This is a genomic window from Streptomyces sp. SYSU D01066-1, assembly GCF_054956795.1.
Genome location: NZ_JBUDHV010000039.1, coordinates 1 through 19,839 on the forward strand (window position 1 = coordinate 1; position 19,839 = coordinate 19,839).

Annotated in this window: 20 protein-coding genes; 14 read left to right on the forward strand and 6 right to left on the reverse strand. The window is 71.5% G+C overall.

All coding sequences use genetic code 11. From position 1 onward, the window contains the following. Positions 1-114 precede the first annotated feature (114 nt). Both tal and tkt read right to left on the reverse strand, forming a co-directional pair. Positions 115-1,233: a transaldolase gene (tal, locus tag ACY1JF_RS26735; RefSeq protein ID WP_462707817.1), complete on the reverse strand. Its 1,119-nt coding sequence runs from the start codon at positions 1,231-1,233 to the stop codon at positions 115-117. 35 nt (positions 1,234-1,268) lie between these two features. After that, a complete protein-coding gene (gene tkt / locus ACY1JF_RS26740; RefSeq protein ID WP_462707818.1) occupies positions 1,269-3,356 on the reverse strand; it encodes a transketolase in 2,088 nt (695 codons plus the stop codon). A gap of 362 nt (positions 3,357-3,718) precedes the next feature. Between tkt and ACY1JF_RS26745 the strand changes: the two genes are divergently transcribed. The 3 genes from ACY1JF_RS26745 (at position 3,719) to ACY1JF_RS26755 (ending at position 6,305) form a co-directional block, all read left to right on the forward strand. Then, positions 3,719-4,687, forward strand: a complete 969-nt coding sequence (locus ACY1JF_RS26745) for a heme o synthase (RefSeq protein ID WP_462707819.1) — start codon at positions 3,719-3,721, stop codon at positions 4,685-4,687. An 88-nt stretch (positions 4,688-4,775) separates the two neighbouring features. Continuing rightward, positions 4,776-5,138 (forward strand): hypothetical protein, encoded by a 363-nt coding sequence (locus ACY1JF_RS26750; RefSeq protein ID WP_462707820.1) that lies wholly within the window; start codon positions 4,776-4,778, stop codon positions 5,136-5,138. Positions 5,139-5,198: 60 nt separating this feature from the next. After that, the gene (locus tag ACY1JF_RS26755; protein WP_462707821.1) at positions 5,199-6,305 is read left to right on the forward strand and encodes an amidohydrolase family protein; all 1,107 of its coding nucleotides are present in this window, start codon (positions 5,199-5,201) and stop codon (positions 6,303-6,305) included. Between the two features lie 6 nt (positions 6,306-6,311). Here the strand turns inward: ACY1JF_RS26755 and ACY1JF_RS26760 are convergent, their stop codons facing one another. From ACY1JF_RS26760 to ACY1JF_RS26775, 4 genes are all read right to left on the reverse strand, one after another. Continuing rightward, entirely contained in the window at positions 6,312-7,319 is a 1,008-nt protein-coding gene (locus ACY1JF_RS26760) for a COX15/CtaA family protein (RefSeq protein WP_462707822.1), read from the reverse strand. A 46-nt stretch (positions 7,320-7,365) separates the two neighbouring features. Then, a complete protein-coding gene (locus ACY1JF_RS26765; protein ID WP_462707823.1) occupies positions 7,366-8,148 on the reverse strand; it encodes an ABC transporter permease in 783 nt (260 codons plus the stop codon). Next, positions 8,145-9,068 (reverse strand): ABC transporter ATP-binding protein, encoded by a 924-nt coding sequence (locus ACY1JF_RS26770; protein ID WP_462707824.1) that lies wholly within the window; start codon positions 9,066-9,068, stop codon positions 8,145-8,147. The genes ACY1JF_RS26765 and ACY1JF_RS26770 overlap by 4 nt, the downstream gene beginning before the upstream one ends. Positions 9,069-9,256: 188 nt before the next feature. Further along, on the reverse strand, positions 9,257-10,069 hold the full coding sequence (locus tag ACY1JF_RS26775) for an AAC(3) family N-acetyltransferase (RefSeq protein WP_462707825.1): 813 nt from the start codon (positions 10,067-10,069) through the stop codon (positions 9,257-9,259). 161 nt (positions 10,070-10,230) lie between these two features. On the opposite strand from ACY1JF_RS26775, the gene ACY1JF_RS26780 reads away from it, so the two are divergent. The 11 genes from ACY1JF_RS26780 to dapD all read left to right on the forward strand — a co-directional run bounded on the left by ACY1JF_RS26780 (position 10,231) and on the right by dapD (position 19,630). Next, entirely contained in the window at positions 10,231-10,962 is a 732-nt protein-coding gene (locus ACY1JF_RS26780; RefSeq protein ID WP_462707826.1) for a helix-turn-helix transcriptional regulator, read from the forward strand. Then, positions 10,959-12,380: a Fe-S cluster assembly protein SufB gene (gene sufB / locus ACY1JF_RS26785; protein WP_462707827.1), complete on the forward strand. Its 1,422-nt coding sequence runs from the start codon at positions 10,959-10,961 to the stop codon at positions 12,378-12,380. The genes ACY1JF_RS26780 and sufB overlap by 4 nt, the downstream gene beginning before the upstream one ends. 56 nt (positions 12,381-12,436) lie before the next feature. After that, complete coding sequence (gene sufD / locus ACY1JF_RS26790; protein WP_462707828.1) at positions 12,437-13,663, forward strand: Fe-S cluster assembly protein SufD; 1,227 nt, start codon at positions 12,437-12,439, stop codon at positions 13,661-13,663. Then, entirely contained in the window at positions 13,660-13,977 is a 318-nt protein-coding gene (locus ACY1JF_RS26795) for a non-heme iron oxygenase ferredoxin subunit (protein ID WP_462707829.1), read from the forward strand. Before sufD ends, ACY1JF_RS26795 begins: the two co-directional genes overlap by 4 nt. A 7-nt stretch (positions 13,978-13,984) precedes the next feature. Beyond that, on the forward strand, positions 13,985-14,749 hold the full coding sequence (gene sufC / locus ACY1JF_RS26800; RefSeq protein ID WP_462707830.1) for a Fe-S cluster assembly ATPase SufC: 765 nt from the start codon (positions 13,985-13,987) through the stop codon (positions 14,747-14,749). After that, positions 14,746-16,002 carry a cysteine desulfurase gene (locus tag ACY1JF_RS26805; RefSeq protein WP_462707831.1) on the forward strand — a complete coding sequence of 419 codons (1,257 nt, stop codon included), beginning with the start codon at positions 14,746-14,748 and terminating at the stop codon, positions 16,000-16,002. Before sufC ends, ACY1JF_RS26805 begins: the two co-directional genes overlap by 4 nt. A gap of 11 nt (positions 16,003-16,013) precedes the next feature. Then, on the forward strand, positions 16,014-16,487 hold the full coding sequence (sufU, locus tag ACY1JF_RS26810) for a Fe-S cluster assembly sulfur transfer protein SufU (RefSeq protein WP_462707832.1): 474 nt from the start codon (positions 16,014-16,016) through the stop codon (positions 16,485-16,487). Further along, entirely contained in the window at positions 16,484-16,816 is a 333-nt protein-coding gene (locus ACY1JF_RS26815; RefSeq protein ID WP_462707833.1) for a metal-sulfur cluster assembly factor, read from the forward strand. The genes sufU and ACY1JF_RS26815 overlap by 4 nt, the downstream gene beginning before the upstream one ends. Before the next feature lie 118 nt (positions 16,817-16,934). Next, the gene (locus ACY1JF_RS26820) at positions 16,935-17,924 is read left to right on the forward strand and encodes a sulfotransferase family protein (protein WP_462707834.1); all 990 of its coding nucleotides are present in this window, start codon (positions 16,935-16,937) and stop codon (positions 17,922-17,924) included. 50 nt (positions 17,925-17,974) lie between these two features. Next, positions 17,975-18,295 carry a DMT family transporter gene (locus ACY1JF_RS26825; protein ID WP_462707835.1) on the forward strand — a complete coding sequence of 107 codons (321 nt, stop codon included), beginning with the start codon at positions 17,975-17,977 and terminating at the stop codon, positions 18,293-18,295. A 345-nt stretch (positions 18,296-18,640) separates the two neighbouring features. After that, positions 18,641-19,630, forward strand: a complete 990-nt coding sequence (gene dapD, locus ACY1JF_RS26830) for a 2,3,4,5-tetrahydropyridine-2,6-dicarboxylate N-succinyltransferase (RefSeq protein WP_462707836.1) — start codon at positions 18,641-18,643, stop codon at positions 19,628-19,630. Positions 19,631-19,839: the final 209 nt, after the last annotated feature.

A 19,839-nucleotide genomic window follows, 5' to 3' on the forward strand; every position in this document is an offset into this window, starting at 1 on the left:
TCTTGCGGGACAGATCACCGGTGACACCGAAGATGACCAGGCCCGACGGCCCCGCGATGCGCGGGAGCCGTCGGTCTGCGGGGTCACGCAGCGGGTTGCTGCTCGACAAGGATCTCAGCCCTCCGAGGGGGCGAGGCGCTGGAGCTCGGCCTCGGTCGACTTGAGCAGGTCGTTCCAGGAGCCCTCGAACTTCTCCACGCCCTCGTCCTCCAGGAGCTGGACGACCTCGTCGTAGGAGATGCCGAGCGCCTCGACCGCGTCGAGGTCGGCGCGGGCCTGCTCGTAGGTGCCGGAGACGGTGTCACCGGTGATCTCGCCGTGGTCCTCGGTGGCGAACAGGGTCGCCTCCGGCATGGTGTTCACCGTGTTGGGTGCGACCAGTTCGGTGACGTACATGGTGTCGTCGTACGCCTTGTCCTTCACGCCGGTCGATGCCCACAGCGGACGCTGCTTGTTGGCGCCGGCCTTCTCCAGGGCCGCCCAGCGCTCGCCGGAGAAGATCTCCTCGTACGCCTGGTAGGCCAGGCGGGCGTTGGCGAGCGCGGCCTTGCCGCGCAGGGCCTTGGCCTCGTCGGTGCCGAGCGCGTCGATCCGCTTGTCGATCTCGGTGTCCACGCGGGAGACGAAGAAGGACGCCACGGAGTGGATGTCCGACAGGTCCAGACCGCGCTCCTTCGCCTTCTCCAGGCCGGTCAGGAACGCGTCCATGACCTTGCGGTAGCGCTCCAGGGAGAAGATCAGCGTCACGTTGACGCTGATGCCCAGGCCGATGACCTCGGCGATGGCCGGGATGCCGGCCTCGGTCGCCGGGATCTTGATCAGCGTGTTGGGGCGGTCCACCAGCCAGGCGAGCTGCTTGGCCTCGGCCACCGTCGCCTTGGTGTCGTGCGCCAGGCGCGGGTCGACCTCGATGGAGACCCGGCCGTCCTTGCCGCCGGTCGCCTCGTAGGTGGAGCGCAGGATGTCGGCGGCGTCGCGGACGTCCGCCGTCGTGATCATGCGGATGGCCTCTTCGACGGTCACCTTCCGGGCGGCCAGGTCGGAGAGCTGCTGGTCGTAACCGTCGCCCTCGGAGATCGCCTTCTGGAAGATGGTCGGGTTGGTGGTGACGCCCACGACGTGCTGCTGGTCGATCAGCTCGGCGAGGTTGCCGGACGTGATCCGCTTGCGCGACAGGTCGTCCAGCCAGATCGCCACGCCTTCATCGGAAAGGCGCTTGAGTGCGTCTGTCATGGAAAATGCATCTCCTACGTGTCGTTGTACGAGCGTCAGCGCTGGGCCGCGGCGATCGATTCCCTCGCCTTTTCGACGACGTTCTCCGCAGTGAAACCGAACTCCTGGAAGAGCACCTTGCCGTCGGCGGAAGCACCGAAGTGCTCCAGGGAAACGATGCGGCCGGCGTCCCCGACGTAACGGTGCCAGGTGAGACCGATCCCGGCCTCGACGGCGACGCGGGCCTTCACGGACGGGGGCAGGACGCTGTCCCGGTACCCCTGGTCCTGCTGCTCGAACCACTCGACGGACGGCATCGACACCACGCGCGTCGGCACGCCGTCGGCCTGGAGCCGCTCGCGCGCCTCGACGGCCAGGTGCACCTCGGAGCCGGTGGCGATGAGGATGACCTCGGCGTCGCCGCCCTCGGCGTCGAACAGTACGTAGCCGCCCTTGGCCGCGTTGTCGTCGGCCTCGTAGGTCGGCACGCCCTGGCGGGTCAGCGCCAGGCCGTGCGGCTGGCCCTTGCCGAACTCCTTCGTCCAGCGGCGCAGGATCTCGCGCCAGGCGATGGCCGTCTCGTTGGCGTCGGCCGGGCGGACGATGTTCAGGCCCGGGATGGCGCGCAGCGAGGCGAGGTGCTCGACCGGCTGGTGGGTGGGGCCGTCCTCACCCAGACCGATGGAGTCGTGCGTCCACACGTACGTCACCGGCAGGTGCATGAGGGCGGAGAGGCGGACGGCGTTGCGCATGTAGTCGGAGAACACCAGGAAGGTGCCGCCGTAGATGCGGGTGTTGCCGTGCAGCGCGATGCCGTTCATCTCCGCGCCCATGGAGTGCTCGCGGATGCCGAAGTGGATGGTGCGGCCGTACGGGTCGGCCTCCGGCAGCGGGTTGCCCTCGGGCAGGAACGACGACGTCTTGTCGATCGTGGTGTTGTTCGAGCCGGCCAGGTCGGCGGAGCCGCCCCACAGCTCGGGGACGACCGCGCCGAGCGCCTGGAGGACCTTGCCGGAGGCGGCACGGGTGGCGACGCTCTTGCCGGTCTCGAAGACCGGGATCTTCTCCTCCCAGCCCTGGGGCAGCTCGCCCCGGGCGATCCGGTCGTACTCGGCGGCGCGCTCGGGGTTGTTGTCCCGCCACTGCTGGTACGCCTTCTCCCACACGGCGCGGGCCGCCCGGCCCTTCTCCAGGGCCTTGCGGGTGTGCTCGATGACCTCGTCGGAGACCTCGAAGGTCTGCTCCGGGTCGAAGCCGAGGACGCGCTTGGTGGCCGCGACCTCGTCGTCACCGAGCGCCGAGCCGTGCGCGGCCTCGGTGTTCTGCGCGTTCGGCGCCGGCCAGGCGATGATCGAGCGCATGGCGATGAACGACGGCCGGTCGGTGACCTGCTTGGCCGCCTCGATCGCGGCGTGCAGGGCGTGGGGGTCCAGGTCGCCGTCCGGCTTCGGGGCGACACGCTGGACGTGCCAGCCGTAGGCCTCGTAGCGCAGAACGGTGTCCTCGGAGACGGCCGTCTCGGTGTCGCCCTCGATCGAGATGTGGTTGTCGTCCCACAGCAGGATCAGGTTGCCGAGCTTCTGGTGGCCCGCCAGCGAGGACGCCTCGGCGGAGATGCCCTCCTGGAGGCAGCCGTCACCGGCGATGCAGTAGACGAAGTGGTCGAACGGCGACTCGCCGGCCGGGGCCTCGGGGTCGAACAGGCCCCGCTCGTAGCGGGCGGCCATCGCCATGCCCACCGCGTTGGCGACGCCCTGGCCCAGCGGGCCGGTGGTGGTCTCCACGCCGGTGGTGTGGCCGTACTCCGGGTGGCCCGGGGTCTTCGACCCCCAGGTCCTGAAGGACTTCAGGTCGTCCAGCTCCAGGCCGAAGCCGGCCAGGTACAGCTGGGTGTAGAGGGTCAGGGACGAGTGTCCGGCGGACAGCACGAAGCGGTCGCGCCCGACCCAGTCCGCGTCGGAGGGGTCGTGCCGCATCACCTTCTGGAAGAGGGTGTAGGCGGCAGGTGCCAGGCTCATCGCCGTACCCGGATGGCCGTTACCGACCTTCTGTACGGCGTCGGCGGCCAGGACGCGGGCGGTGTCCACGGCCCGCTGGTCCAGCTCGGTCCACTCGAGGTCTGTGGTGGTCGGCTTGGTGCTCACCCTGGGTCAGGGCTCCTCTCCACATGTCGGATGCCGGTGCGCGCGAAACGCCCACCGGCTGCCGGCGTTCTTTCGGCATCGGCCGGCCGCTGTCGAGCCTACCCCCGTGAGTACGTGCGCTTTTCCCCGCTATTCCAGACTGCCGGGCGTCCGTGTGATCCGCCTGTCGACCGGGTGAAACGGTATTCGGCAAGTGAATACGGAGGCGCTCATCCGACTGCTCAGCCGACTCCGTGTACGCACGTCGGAGCGTGGTCGCCAACACGAGCCCACCCCCGCGACGGCCGGGGTACGGGCAACGTCTAAAGTGGCGTGGTACGCGCGAGCCTTTACCCGCACTTCACGCGGGAGGGCTTGCTGGGATGTCTCTGTCAGGGGTGTGCGTGACGGCCGTTGAATCCCGTCCTGCGGGGGTTATCGGGACGAGCCAGAGCCCGAGTCACCGGCCGTTCGGGGCCCGTGTCAAGGCGTTCGTGGCGCTGACCAAGCCGCGGATCATCGAGCTTCTGCTGATCACCACCGTTCCGGTGATGTTCCTCGCCGAACAGGGTGTGCCCGATCTGAAGCTGGTGCTGCTGACCTGCGTCGGCGGCTACCTCTCCGCGGGCGGCGCCAACGCGCTGAACATGTACATCGACCGGGACATCGACGCGCTGATGGACCGCACCTCCCAGCGTCCGCTGGTCACCGGGATGGTCAGCCCGGTCGAGTGCCTGGTCTTCGGCATCGCCCTGGCGGTCGTCTCCACGCTGCTGTTCGGCCTCACCGTCAACTGGTTCTCGGCCTGGCTCTCCCTCGGCGCGCTCCTCTTCTATGTCGTCGTCTACACGATGATCCTCAAGCGCCGCACGTCGCAGAACATCGTCTGGGGCGGCATCGCCGGCTGTCTGCCGGTGCTGATCGGCTGGTCGGCGGTGACCGACTCGATCTCCTGGGCGCCGGTCGTCCTCTTCCTGGTGATGTTCTTCTGGACGCCGCCGCACTACTGGCCGCTGTCCATGAAGGTGAAGGACGACTACGCGCGCGTGGGCGTGCCGATGCTGCCGGTCATCGCCTCCAACAAGGTCGTCGCCAAGCAGATCGTCGTCTACAGCTGGGTGATGGTCGCCGTCTCCCTGCTGCTGACCCCGCTGGGCTACACCGGCTGGTTCTACACGGCCGTCGCCCTGCTCGCGGGCGGCATGTGGCTGTGGGAGGCGCACGGGCTGCAGAACCGGGCGAAGGCCGAGGTGACGGGCGGCAAGCTCAAGGAGATGCGGCTGTTCCACTGGTCGATCACCTACGTGTCGGTGCTGTTCCTGGCCGTGGCGGTCGATCCGTTCCTGCGCTGACCCCCGGCTCCCGACGGGCGGGGCGCGTGGCCCGGGCCACGCACCCCGCCCGTCGCCGTTTCCCCTACCCGCCGGTAGCATCCAGGGCATGGCAGACACGCAGCAGGCAGAAACCGGGCAGGGCGCCGCGAAGGCCGCCGCGAAGGCCGAGCGCGCGGCGGGCCGGCTGGCCGGGCGGATCGGGTCCTTCGCCCGGGCGCACGGCGGGGCCGAGGGCCAGGTGGCCCACCTCGGCCGGCGCGGGGCGCGGATCGTGCTCGTCGGCGCGGACGGCGGCTGGGGCGACGTGGTCGCGCCGACGTACGAGATCGCCGAGAAGGCGGTGGAGAAGGCGGGGATCACCGTCCACGAGTCCTTCGACGGCGAGTTCGCGGGCAAGGTGCGGACGGGACCGTACGAGTGGTCGAGGATGGCCGGGATCCAGCTCGGCGGCCCCCGCAGCAACACCTAGGACGCCGGTCACCCGTTAGGACTCGTGAGCAGCAGCACGGCGTCTACACGGGGAGCCCGGATGATCGAAACGCCGTCCCTGGTGGACCAGTACTGCCACGGCGTCCTCAAGACGGAGCTGGGCCTGGGCACCTTCGAGGCCCAGCTGGGCCTGACCGAGGGCCCGCCCGCCCCGGGCACCACGCTGTTCGACACCCAGACCGGGTTCGCCGTACGCCGCTGGTGCCCGCCCCTGCTCGGCCTGGAACCGCACTGCCCGCCGGCCCGCTACCTGGCCCGGCGCCGCGAGCTGGGCGTCCTGGAGGCGGACCGCAAGCTGCTGCGCGGCAGCGGCATCACCACCTACCTGGTCGACACGGGCCGGCCCGGCGACCTCACCGGCCCGGCCGAGCTGGCCTCGGCCGCCGCCGCCGACGCCCATGAGATCGTGCGGCTCGAACCGCTGGCCGAACAGGTGGCCGACACCTCCGGCACGGTGGAGTCCTTCCTCGCCAACCTCGCCGAGGCGGTGCACGGCGCCGCCGCCCACGCCGTCGCCCTCACCTCGGTGGCGGGCGCCCGGCACGGCCTGGCCCTGGCGCCCGAGCCGCCGGAGCCGGGCGAGGTGCGCGGCGCCGCCGGACGCTGGCTGGCCGCACGCCGGGCCGGCGGCGAGCTGAGCGACCCGGTGCTGCTGCGCCACCTGCTGTGGATCGCGCTCACCTCCGGACGGCCGCTCCAGCTCCACGCGGGCCTCGGCGCGCCCGGCCCGCACACCGACCGCGCCGACCCGGTGCTGCTCACCGGTTTCGTACGGGCCACCGCCGGCCTCGGCACCGACCTCGTCCTGCTGCACGGCTACCCGTACCACCGGCACGCCGCCCACCTCGCCGGCGCCTTCCCGCACGTGTACGCCGACTCGGGCGCCGCCCTGGTCCGCACCGGCGCCCGTGCCGCCACCGTCCTCGCCGAGATCCTGGAGCTGGCCCCCTTCGGCAAGATCCTCTTCTCCAGCGGCGGCGGGGGCCTGCCCGAGCTGCACGTGGTGGGCGCCCGGCTGTTCCGCGAGGCGCTCGGCCGGGTGCTCGGCACCTGGGTGGCCGAGGGGGCGTGGTCCCTGGCGGACGCGCAACGGGTGGCGGGGATGGTCGCCTCGGGGAACGCGGTCCGGGTGTACGGCCTGGCGTGAGCCCGGTCAGGTCCGGGCGAGCGTGGCCCGCGTCGCCGGGCCGGGCACCGGGGTGTCCTCCCGCGGCCGCTCGCGCAGCGCCAGCAGGACCCGCAGGGCACCGATCCACACCAGGCACGAGCCGACCATGTGCAGGCCGACCAGGATCTCGGGCAGGTCGGTGAAGTACTGCACATAGCCGATGACGCCCTGCGCCAGCAGGATCAGGAACAGGTCGCGGGTGCGGGCCAGCGGCCCCCGGGGCGCGTCGACCGCCTTCAGCACGAACCACAGGGCGAAGGTCAGCGTCACCACGATCCACGCCAGCACGGCGTGCGCCTTGGAGACCGTCTCCCAGTCCAGCGGCATGCGCGGGACCTCGCTGGAGTCGCCCGCGTGCGGGCCCGCGCCGGTGACCACCGTGCCGACCGCGATCAGCAGCACGCAGACGGCGACGAGCACCCACACCAGCTGCTGGACGGACGTGCCGGTCAGGGGACGCGGTGCCGCGTCGCCCTCCCGGGTGCGCTGCCACATCACGGTCGCGACCGAGATCAGCGCGGTCGACAGCAGGAAGTGGGCGGCGACGGTGTACGGGTTCAGGCCGACCAGGACGACGACGCCGCCGAGGACCGCGTTGCCCATCACGACCCAGAACTGCGCCCAGCCCAGCCGGGTCAGCGAGCGCCGGTACGGCTTCTCGGACCGGGCGGCGACGATCGCCCAGCCGACCGCCGCGCACAGGACGTAGGTCAGCAGCCGGTTGCCGAACTCGATGACGCCGTGGACGCCCATCTCGCTGGTGGTGGTGAGCGACTCGCCCGTGCACTTGGGCCAGGTCGGGCAGCCCAGGCCGGAGCCGGTCAGGCGGACGGCACCGCCGGTGCCGACGATGATCACCGACATCACGAGGGCGGACAGCGCCGACCGCCGGACGGTGCGGGGCCGCGGGGTCCAGCGCGCGGCGATGAAGGCGAGCGGGTTGCGCACGGCGGCTGCGAGGTCGTCGCGGGTCACGTTTGGCACGCGTTCCATCGTAGGGGGCCGCTTGTGCACGCGTTCACGAGGGTCCGGCTCCGCGTCACTCCCAGCGGAAGAACCGCCCCGCCGCGGCCAGCGCCACGGCCGCCCACCCGGCGAGGATCCCCAGGTCGGCCCATGGCAGCCCGGCCCCGTGCTGGAGCACGTCCCGCAGTCCGCCGGAGAGCGCGGAGAGGGGCAGCAGGCCCAGGACGTCCTGCGCCGCGCCGGGGAACTTCTCCAGCGGCACGATCACACCGCCCCCGACGAGCAGCAGCAGGAAGACCAGGTTGGCGGCGGCCAGCGTCGCCTCGGCCTTCAGCGTGCCGGCCATCAGCAGTCCGAGGCCGGAGAAGGCCGCCGTGCCGAGGACCAGGAGGAGCAGTACGGCGAACGGGCCGCCGTGCGGGGACCAGCCCAGCGCGAACGCGATCACGGTGAGCAGGACGACCTGGAGCACCTCGGTGACCAGCACGGACAGGGTCTTGGCGGTCATCAGGCCCCAGCGCGGCAGCGGCGAGGACGCCAGCCGCTTCAGCACCCCGTACCGGCGTTCGAAACCGGTCGCGATGGCCTGGCCCGTGAACGCCGTCGACATCACGGCGAGCGCCAGGACGCCGGGGGCGAGGAAGTCGACGGCCGCGCCCGCCCCGGTGTCGATGATGTCCACCGAGCTGAACAGCGCCAGCAGCAGCGTCGGGATGATCACCGTCAGCAGCAGCTGCTCGCCGTTGCGCAGCAGCATCTTCGTCTCCAGGACGGCCTGGGCGGCGATCATGCGGCCGAGCGGGGCGGCGCCGGGCTTGGGCGCGTAGGTGCCGGGCGTGCCGGTGGATGTGGTCACGAGCGCAGCTCCTTGCCGGTCAGCTCCAAGAAGACGTCCTCCAGGGTGCGCCGCTCCACCGAGATCCGGTCGGGCATCACCCCGTGCTGGGCGCACCACGACGTCACCGTCGCCAGCAGCTGCGGGTCTATCTTGCCGGTGACCCGGTACGCGCCCGGCGTCAGCTCGGCCGCCGAGGAGTCCGCCGGGAGCGCCTTGAGCAGGCTCGCCACGTCCAGTCCCGGGCGGCCGGTGAAGCGCAGGGTGTTCTCGGCGCCGCCGCGGCACAGCTCCTCGGGCGAGCCCTGGGCGATCACCCGGCCCGCGTCGATGACCGCGACGTCGTCGGCGAGCTGCTCGGCCTCGTCCATGTGGTGCGTGGTCAGGATCACCGAGACGCCGTCGGCGCGCAGGTCCCGGACCAGGTCCCAGGTGGCGCGGCGGGCCTGCGGGTCCAGGCCGGCGGTGGGCTCGTCCAGGAAGACCAGCTCCGGGCGCCCCACCACGGCCATCGCCAGCGCGAGCCGCTGCTGCTGGCCGCCGGAGAGCCGGCGGTAGGCGGTCCGGCCGCAGGAGCCCAGGCCGAGGCGCTCGATCAGGGCGGGCACGTCCAGCGGGTGCGCGTGCAGCTTGGCGACGTGGCGCAGCATCTCGTCGGCGCGGGCGCCGGAGTAGACGCCGCCGGACTGGAGCATCACCCCGATGCGGGGCCGCAGCTCGGCGGCCTGGCGCCGGGGGTCGAGGCCCAGCACGCGCACCGTGCCGGAGTCCGGCCGCCGGTACCCCTCGCAGGTCTCGACCGTGGTCGTCTTGCCCGCCCCGTTGGGACCGAGGACGGCGGTCACCCCCGCCCGGGCCACCAGGTCGAGGCCGTCCACCGCGGTCTTCGTGCCGTACCGCTTCACCAGGGCCTGGACCTGGACCACGGGCTCGCTTCGCATGGGTCACGAGTCTAGGGAGGCGCGCGGCGGCCCGGGCGCCGGGGTGCGCGGTCTCCTTCTCGCGGGGGCGGTGCGGGGTCGGTGGTGGCCGGGGCGGGTGCCGGGGTCCGGTGCGGGGCTTGCGTGGCCGGGGCGGTGCCGGGGTCCGGGGTCCGTCCGGTGGGGGACGGCGCGGGGCCGGCCGCGGTTCACGCGCCGGGGTGCGCGGTCTCCTCCTCGCGGGGACGGTGCAGCGCCAGCCACCGCTCGGCGTAGGCCACCGCGTCCGCCACCGGGAACAGGCGCGCGTCGGCCGCGCCGACCGTGCCGCGTACGACGGGCCGGTCCCGTTCGAAGTCGTGCCCCAGTTCGTCGAACCGGTCCGAGGTGATCGACACCTCCGTCACCCGCTCCCAGCCGTACGGACCGGGGCGGCCCACCTCGACGAGCGGGGCGGGTACGCGGTACTCGGCCAGGTGGAAGGCGGTGCAGGAGCCGTAGCCGGCGCCCAGCAGGAGGACCCGGGCGCCGAGCCGCTCCAGGGTGGCGAGGGGGCTGCGCTCGCCGAGCCGGCAGTCGGTGGCGTGGTCCGCGACGACCTCGGCGGCGCGCGGGCCGACGGCCGCGAACGACGTCTGCGGGTGCGCGCTGCGCAGGGCGCCCGGCCAGGTCCGTACGGTCTCCGGGACCACGCCGACGCCGCGGGCGGGGGTGGTGCGCGGGTCGTACGGGGGCATGGCGGTGCGGATGGCGGGCCACCACTCGGCGGGCACCGGCGGGTTCTCCCACAGGGCCGGGTCGCAGAGGTCGGCGGTCTGGGTCGGCACGACCAGGGTGCCGTCCGGACCGAGGGCGTCGAGGAGCCCCTGGACCACGGCCACGGCACCGCCGCACACCCAGCCGAGGGAGCGCAGCGAGGAGTGGACCAGCAGGATCTCGCCGGAGCGCACGCCGAGGGCGCGCAGTTCGCCGACGAGGGTGCCGCGGGTGACGAGCGGGCCGGTGGGAGGAGGTGCGGGCATGTCGGCGAGTGTCCCCGAGCCGGGCTGGACGCGCTACCGTTTCCGGTCGGTCAGTGATCGTTTCCGCAGGTCAGATTAGGTATACCTAAGTGACGCACGGCACCGTCGGCGGGCCCTGGCGCGGCTTGCCGGGCTCGGAAGAATTACGCAACAATGGCGTTGTGAAATACGTCGGCGAGGCGCCCCACGAGGAGCTCGCGACCGGTGAGCGCTCCACGCGCAACCGCGTCGCGCGGTCCATCCTGGACCACGGACCGTCGACCGTCGCCGAGCTGGCCGGCCGCCTCGGCCTCACCCAGGCCGCCGTCCGCCGCCACCTCGACGCGCTGACCGCGGACAACGTCGTGGAGCCCCGCGACCGCCGCGTCTACGGCGCGCGCACGCGCGGGCGGCCCGCGAAGGCGTTCGCGCTGACCGACTGCGGCCGGGACGCCTTCGACCAGTCCTACGACAAGCTCGCCGTGGACGCGCTGCGCTGGATCGCCGAGCGCGAGGGCGGGGAGCAGGCGGTCGCCGCCTTCGCCCGCGCCCGGATCGCCGCCCAGAGCGGCGCGTACCGCAAGGCCGTCGAGACGGCGCCCCCCGAGCGGCGGGCGGAAGCGCTGGCCAAAGCCCTGAGCGCGGACGGGTACGCTGCCACCGCGCGCAGCGCTCCCCACCCCCGGCGGGGTGAGCAGCTCTGCCAGCACCACTGCCCGGTCGCCCACGCCGCCGAGAAGTTCCCGCAGCTGTGCGAGGCCGAGACGGAATTTTTCGCCGAGCTGCTCGGTACTCACGTACAGCGGCTGGCGACCATCGCGCACGGCGACGGCGTCTGCACGACGTTCATTCCGAAGACTTCCAAGACCACTGACAACGCAGCCGAAAGCACGGCCGGGAGGAACCCCGCATGACTCTCCCCACGGAGACTGCCCACCCCGAACTCGAGGGCCTGGGCAAGTACGAATACGGCTGGGCCGACTCCGACACGGCCGGCGCCTCCGCCAAGCGCGGTGTCGACGAGGACGTCGTCCGGGACATCTCCGCCAAGAAGTCCGAGCCGGAATGGATGACCAAGCTCCGTCTCAAGGGCCTGAAGCTGTTCGAGAAGAAGCCCATGCCGAACTGGGGCTCGGACCTCTCCGGCATCGACTTCGACAACATCAAGTACTTCGTGCGCTCCACGGAGAAGCAGGCGGAGTCCTGGGAGGACCTGCCCGAGGACATCAAGAACACCTACGACAAGCTCGGCATCCCCGAGGCGGAGAAGCAGCGCCTGGTCGCCGGTGTCGCCGCCCAGTACGAGTCCGAGGTCGTCTACCACCAGATCCGCGAGGACCTGGAGGAGCAGGGCGTCATCTTCCTGGACACCGACACGGCGCTCAAGGAGCACCCGGAGCTGTTCAAGGAGTACTTCGGCACGGTCATCCCGGCCGGTGACAACAAGTTCGCCGCGCTGAACACCGCCGTGTGGTCGGGCGGCTCCTTCATCTACGTCCCGCCGGGCGTGCACGTGGAGATCCCGCTCCAGGCCTACTTCCGGATCAACACCGAGAACATGGGCCAGTTCGAGCGGACCCTGATCATCGTCGACGAGGGCGCCTACGTGCACTACGTCGAGGGCTGCACCGCGCCGATCTACAAGTCGGACTCGCTGCACTCCGCCGTGGTCGAGATCATCGTCAAGAAGAACGCCCGCTGCCGCTACACGACCATCCAGAACTGGTCGAACAACGTCTACAACCTGGTCACCAAGCGCGCCGTGGCGTACGAGGGCGCGACCATGGAGTGGATCGACGGCAACATCGGCTCCAAGGTGACGATGAAGTACCCGGCCGTCTACCTGATGGGCGAGCACGCCAAGGGCGAGACCCTCTCCATCGCCTTCGCGGGCGAGGGCCAGCACCAGGACGCCGGCGCCAAGATGGTCCACATGGCCCCGAACACGTCCTCCAACATCGTCTCCAAGTCGGTGGCGCGCGGCGGCGGCCGTACCTCCTACCGCGGCCTGATCGAGATCGGCGAGGGCGCCCCGGGCGCCAAGTCCAACGTGCTGTGCGACGCGCTGCTGGTGGACACCATCTCCCGCTCCGACACCTACCCCTACGTGGACGTCCGCGAGGACGACGTGTCCATGGGCCACGAGGCGACCGTCTCCAAGGTCTCCGAGGACCAGCTCTTCTACCTGATGAGCCGCGGTCTGACCGAGTTCGAGGCGATGGCGATGATCGTGCGCGGCTTCGTCGAGCCGATCGCCAAGGAACTGCCGATGGAGTACGCCCTCGAACTCAACCGGCTGATCGAGCTGCAGATGGAAGGCGCGGTCGGCTGACCCCCGCGCCGTACCGTCAAACCCTTACGTAACGGAAAGCGAGCACTACGACAGCCATGGCTGAGGCTCAGAACTCCCCCACTTCCGGCTTCGCTCCAGCGGGGGGACCCCTACCGGTGGGCTCCACCACCGCCGGTGCGATCGCGGTGGCCGCCGAGGCCGACTCGACCGTCGCCACCCGCATGAGCGCGCCCCCGTCCTTCGACGTGGCCGACTTCCCGGTCCCGCACGGCCGGGAGGAGGAGTGGCGGTTCACCCCGCTGGAGCGGCTGCGCGGCCTGCACGACGGCACCGCGACCGCCTCGGGTGACGGCGTCAGGGCCGACATCGAGGCCCCCGAGGGCGTCACCGTCGAGACCGTCGGCCGGGACGACGCGCGGCTCGGCAGGGCCGGCACCCCGGTGGACCGCGTCGCGGCCCAGGCGTACTCGGCGTTCGAGCAGGCCTCGGTCATCACCGTCCCCAAGGAGACACAGCTCACCGAGCCGGTCCGCATCGCCGTGCACGGCCAGGGCGGGGTCGCCTACGCCCACCAGGTGATCGAGCTGGGCGCGTTCGCCGAAGCCGTGGTCGTCATCGACCACACCGGTGACGCGGTGCTCGCCGCCAACGTCGACTACGTCCTCGGCGACGGCGCCAAGCTGACCGTCGTCTCCGTCCAGGACTGGGACGACAAGGCCGTCCACGTCGCCCAGCACAACGCGCTGGTCGGCCGCGACGCCTCCTTCAAGTCGGTCGTCGTCACCTTCGGCGGCGACGTCGTCCGCCTGCACCCGCGCGTCACGTACGCCGGCCCCGGCGGCGAGGCCGAGCTGTTCGGCCTGTACTTCACCGACCGGGGACAGCACCAGGAGCACCGCCTCCTGGTCGACCACAACGTGCCGCACTGCAAGTCCAACGTCGTCTACAAGGGCGCGCTCCAGGGCGACGAGGCGCACGCGGTCTGGATCGGCGACGTGCTCATCGAGGCCAAGGCCGAGGGCACCGACACCTACGAGATGAACCGCAACCTCGTCCTCACCGACGGCGCCCGCGTCGACTCGGTCCCCAACCTGGAGATCGAGACCGGCGAGATCGTCGGCGCCGGCCACGCCAGCGCCACCGGCCGCTTCGACGACGAGCAGCTCTTCTACCTGATGGCCCGCGGCATCCCCGAGCTGGACGCCCGCCGCCTGGTGGTCCGCGGCTTCTTCGCCGAACTGGTCCAGCAGATCGGTGTCCCGGACATCGAGGAGCGCCTGATCGCCAAGATCGAGCAGGAGCTGGAGGCGTCGGTCGCATGACCTTCGTACGCGCCTGCGGACTGAGCGAGCTGGAGGAGGACACCCCGAAAAGGGTGGAACTCGACGGCACGCCGGTCTGCGTCGTCCGCACGGAGGGCGAGGTGTTCGCGGTCAACGACGTCTGCTCGCACGCGAACGTCTCCCTGGCCGAGGGCGAGGTCGACGACTGCCACATCGAGTGCTGGCTGCACGGCTCGCGCTTCGACCTGCGCTCCGGCAAGCCCGACAGCCTTCCGGCGACGCGCCCCGTCCCCGTATACCCCGTAAAGATCGAAGGGGACGACGTGCTCGTCTCCCTCACCCAGGAGTCCTGAGGCACCCATGGCAACGCTTGAAATCCGAGACCTGCACGTCACCGTCGAGGCCGACAACGCCACGAAGGAGATCCTCAAGGGTGTCGACCTGACCGTGAAGCAGGGCGAGACGCACGCCATCATGGGCCCCAACGGCTCCGGCAAGTCGACCCTCGCCTACGCGCTCGCCGGTCACCCCAAGTACACGATCTCCGGCGGCACCGTCACCCTCGACGGCGAGGACGTCGTCGAGATGGCCGCCGACGAGCGCGCCCGCGCCGGCCTCTTCCTCGCCATGCAGTACCCGGTCGAGGTCCCCGGCGTCTCCGTCTCCAACTTCCTGCGCACCTCCGCCACCGCCGTCCGCGGCGAGGCCCCCAAGCTGCGCACCTGGGTGAAGGAGGTCAAGGAGGCCATGGAGCGCCTCAACATGGACCCCGCCTTCGCCGAGCGCAACGTCAACGAGGGCTTCTCCGGCGGTGAGAAGAAGCGCCACGAGATCCTCCAGCTCGAACTGCTCAAGCCGAAGGTCGCGATCCTCGACGAGACCGACTCCGGCCTCGACGTCGACGCGCTGCGCATCGTGTCCGAGGGCGTCAACCGCGTCCGCGAGTCCGGCGAGGTCGGCACCTTGCTGATCACGCACTACACGCGCATCCTGCGCTACATCAAGCCCGACCACGTCCACGTCTTCGCAGGCGGGCGGATCGTGGAGTCCGGCGGCCCCGAGCTGGCCGACAAGCTGGAGAACGAGGGCTACGAGGCATACACGAAGGGTGGCGCATCCGAGTGACACAGCTGCCGGGCCTCCTCGACACCGAGGCGATCCGCAAGGACTTCCCGATCCTGGACCGCCAGGTCCACGAGGGACGCAAGCTCGTCTACCTGGACAACGCGGCGACCAGCCAGAAGCCGCGTCAGGTGCTCGACGCTCTCAGCGAGTACTACGAGAGCTACAACGCCAACGTCCACCGTGGCGTGCACGTCCTCGCCGAGGAGGCCACGGCGCTGTACGAGGGCGCGCGCGACAAGGTCGCGGAGTTCATCAACGCGCCCTCCCGCGACGAGGTGGTCTTCACCAAGAACGCCTCGGAGTCGCTCAACCTCGTGGCGAACATGCTGGGCTGGGCCGACGAGCCCTACCGGGTGGACTCCGACACCGAGATCGTCATCACGGAGATGGAGCACCACTCCAACATCGTGCCGTGGCAGCTGCTCGCGCAGCGCACCGGCGCCAAGCTCCGCTGGTTCGGCCTCACCGACGACGGCCGCCTCGACCTGTCGAACATAGAGGAGATCATCACCGAGAAGACGAAGATCGTCTCCTTCGTGCTGGTCTCCAACATCCTCGGCACCCAGAACCCGGTCGAGGCGATCGTCCGCCGCGCCCAGGAGGTCGGCGCCCTGGTGTGCGTCGACGCCTCCCAGGCCGCGCCGCACATGCCGCTGGACGTCCAGGCCCTCCAGGCCGACTTCGTGGCCTTCACCGGCCACAAGATGTGCGCCCCGACCGGCATCGGCGTCCTGTGGGGCCGCCAGGAACTCCTGGAGGACCTGCCCCCCTTCCTCGGCGGCGGCGAGATGATCGAGACGGTGTCGATGCACTCGTCGACGTACGCGCCCGCCCCGCACAAGTTCGAGGCGGGCACGCCCCCGATCGCCCAGGCGGTCGGACTCGGCGCGGCGATCGACTACCTGTCGGCGATCGGCATGGACAAGATCCTCGCCCATGAGCACGCGCTGACCGAGTACGCGGTGAAGCGGCTGCTGGAGGTCCCGGACCTGCGCATCATCGGCCCGACCACGGCCGAGGAGCGCGGCGCCGCGATCTCCTTCACGCTCGGTGACATCCACCCGCACGACGTGGGCCAGGTCCTCGACGAACAGGGCATCGCGGTCCGGGTCGGCCACCACTGCGCCCGGCCCGTCTGCCTGCGCTACGGAATTCCCGCGACCACGCGAGCGTCGTTCTATCTGTACTCCTCGCCGGCCGAGATCGACGCCCTGGTCGACGGCTTGGAGCACGTACGGAACTTCTTCGGATGAGGGGCTGACGCGTGAAGCTGGACTCCATGTACCAGGAAGTCATCCTGGACCACTACAAGAACCCCCACGGGCGTGGTCTGCGCGATGGCGACGCCGAGGTGCACCACGTGAATCCGACGTGCGGCGACGAGATCACCCTCCGAGTGAAGTACGACGGCACGACGATCGAGGACGTCTCGTACGAGGGGCAGGGCTGTTCCATCAGCCAGGCGTCGGCCTCCGTACTGAACGACCTGCTGGTCGGCAAGGACCTCGCCCAGGCGCGGCAGATCCAGGAGACCTTCCTGGAGCTGATGCAGTCCAAGGGCAGGCTGGAGCCCGACGACGCGATGGAGGAGGTCCTGGAGGACGCCGTCGCGTTCGCCGGGGTCTCGAAGTACCCGGCCCGGGTCAAGTGCGCCCTCCTGAGCTGGATGGCGTGGAAGGACGCGACGGCCCAGGCGCTGGACGGCGCCGGCACCGACGCCGAGAGGAAGACGGTATGAGCGAGACCCTGGAGATGAAGCCGGCCTCGGAGGAGGAGCTCCGCGAGGCCCTGATGGACGTCGTCGACCCCGAGCTGGGCATCGACGTCGTCAACCTGGGCCTGATCTACGGCATCCACATCGACGACGCCAACATCGCGACCGTCGACATGACCCTGACCTCGGCGGCCTGTCCGCTGACCGACGTCATCGAGGACCAGGCCAAGTCCGCCACGGACGGCCTCGTCAGCGAGCTGCGCATCAACTGGGTCTGGATGCCGCCGTGGGGCCCCGACAAGATCACGGACGACGGGCGGGAGCAGCTGCGCGCGCTCGGCTTCAACGTCTGAGCCACCCCCCCGCCGTACGACGGCCCCCGGCGCGATCCGCCGGGGGCCGTCGCCGTTTCACAGTCCTTTCTCCCCCCGCTCTCAGTCTCCGCTCAGACCCGGGCGGCAGCGTGGGCCGGTGAACGCTTCCCCCCGCCCCGTCTTCCTGCTCGGCTGCCCCCGCTCCGGCACCACCCTGCTCCAGCTGATGCTGCACGCCCACCCGAGGATCGCGCTGCCGCCGGAGAACCGCTTCGTGCTCCCGGCCTACGAGCGCCGGCTGGCCTTCGGCGACCTGCGCGACCGCGGCAACCGGGCCGACCTGGCACAGTGGATCACCGGGCGGAAGGAGACCCGCTTCCACGAGCTGGGGCTCGACCCGGCGACCGTGGCGGCGCGCATCACCGACGGACCGCCGACGCTCGGCTCGGCGCTGGGCACCGCGCTGCGGGCCTACGCCGAACGGCACGGCAAGACCCGCTGGGGCGACAAGCGCCCGGCGTACGCCCTGCACGTCCCGGAGATCCTGCGCCTCTTCCCCGACGCGCAGTTCGTCCACCTGGTGCGCGACGGACGGGACTGCGTGGCCTCGCTGCTGCGGATGCCGTGGTGGCACGCCGGGTTCCACGAGGCGGTCGCCACCTGGTCCCAGGTCATGGACACCACCCGCCGCCACGCCCGCCGCCTGGGCCCGGGCAGTTGGCACGAACTGCGCTACGAGGACCTCCTCACCGACCCCGGACCGGCCCTGCGGGGGCTGTGCGCCTACCTGGGCGAGGAGTACGACCCGTCGATGACCGAGCCGTACCGGCTCGCGGAGGTCGCCGTGCCCGCCCGCAAGACCTGGCACCGCAACACCCACGGCGCGCTGGACGCCTCCCGCTCGGGCACCTGGCGGCAGCGGCTCACCCCCGACCAGATCCAACTGTGCGAGGCCGCGTTCGGCGACCGGCTGGTGCGCGCCGGGTACGAGCCGAGCGGCGCGGTGCGGCCCGCCCCCGCCGACATGCTCCGCTACCGCCAGGTGTCGGCGCTGCGCCGCGCGGCGCACGCCAGGCGGCGGCTGCGCGACCGGCGGGCACGGCTGGCGGAGCGGGGCCCGGTCGCGCGGGTGCCGACGGCCGGCTGACCGTCCGTCACGCGTACGCCCGTGCGGGCCTCCTGTATACGCTCGCCCGCATGGGATACCTGCTGCTCGTCGGCGCCATCGCCGCGGAGGTCGCCGGCACCACCGCGATGAAGTACAGCGAGGGGTTCAGCAGACCGGTGCCGAGCCTGCTCACGGTGGCCGGCTACATCGTCTCCTTCACCCTGCTGGCCCGGACGCTGAAGACGCTCTCGGTCGGCACGGCGTACGCCATCTGGTCCGGCCTCGGCACGGCCGCCATCGCCACGATCGGCGTCGTCTTCATGGGCGAGGGCATGACCGCCGCCAAGGCCGCCGGGATCGCGCTGATCATCGTAGGAGTGGTGGTGCTGAACCTGGGCGGGGCGCACTGACCCCCGCCGCCGGCCCGCGACCGCCGACCGGAGCACCGGCGCGGCGATCCGGCGCGTGGGCCGCGGGGGACACCACCGCCTCGGCTGCCGCACGGCCGCGCCCCGGCTCTTCGGCGCGCCCCCGCGCGACGCCGGACGAACCGCTGGTGCGGTACGCGGTGGCGGCGGGTGAACGACGGCCTCGCCGAGGCGCCCGGAGGCCCACCCGGCGCTGAGGGGCACGCGGGGGATGCGCCGGGCGCGAGAGCCGGTACGGGGGCGTCCGGCCGGGCGACGATACCGGCAGGTGAGACGTACCAGCGGGCTGGTTCGCCCTCGGCGGGCCCGGCCGGTTAAGTTGCCCCCATGACCGACACGACTGCTCCCCGCACCACCGGTGCCGTGGCCGCCGGCCTGGCCACCGTCGCCGCCGACGGCACCGTTCTCGACACCTGGTTCCCCGCCCCCGAACTGGTCGACGGGCCCGGCCCGTCCGGCACCGAGCGCCTCACCGCAGAACAGGCCGCCGAACTCCTCGGCGGCGGCGCCACCGCCGCCGTCGGCCCGGACACCCGCCGGGGCGTCGAGGTGGTCGCGGTCCGCACGGTCATCGCCTCCCTGGACGAGAAGCCGATCGACGCGCACGACGTCTACCTGCGCCTCCACCTGCTCTCCCACCGCCTGGTCAGGCCGCACGGCCAGAACCTGGACGGCGTCTTCGCCCACCTCGCCAACGTCGCCTGGACCTCGCTGGGCCCGGTCGCCGTCGACGACCTGGAAAAGGTCCGCCTCAACGCCCGCGCGGAGGGCCTGCACCTCCAGGTCACCTCGGTCGACAAGTTCCCCCGCATGACGGACTACGTCGCCCCCAAGGGCGTGCGCATCGCCGACGCCGACCGCGTCCGCCTGGGCGCGCACCTCGCCGAGGGCACCACGGTCATGCACGAGGGCTTCGTCAACTTCAACGCCGGCACGCTGGGCACGTCGATGGTCGAGGGCCGCATCTCCGCCGGCGTCGTCATCGGTGACGGCTCGGACATCGGCGGCGGCGCCTCCACGATGGGCACGCTGTCCGGTGGCGGCAACGTCATCATCTCCATCGGCGAGCGCTGCCTGATCGGCGCCGAGGCGGGCGTCGGCATCGCGCTGGGCGACGAGTGCGTGGTCGAGGCCGGCCTCTACGTCACCGCCGGCACGCGGGTGACGATGCCCGACGGCGAGATCGTCAAGGCCCGCGAACTGTCCGGCGCGTCCAACATCCTCTTCCGCCGCAACTCGGTGACGGGCACGGTGGAGGCCCGGCCGAACAACGCGGTGTGGGGCGGGCTGAACGACGTGCTGCACAGCCACAACTGACGACGGGCGGTTCCGCCCCGTTCCGGCAGTGACGAGCTGTCCGCGGCGGGGCGGACACCGTTCCGGTCGGCGCCGGTCGGGGCCCGTACGCCGGTCAGGCCGTCAGTCCCGGAGGACCGGCCCGATCGGCGGTTCGTGAGCGCCGACGACGTCCCCGGCCCGGGCCCCGGTCCAGCGGCTCCTCCCGGCCGGCCCATCTCTTGACCTCC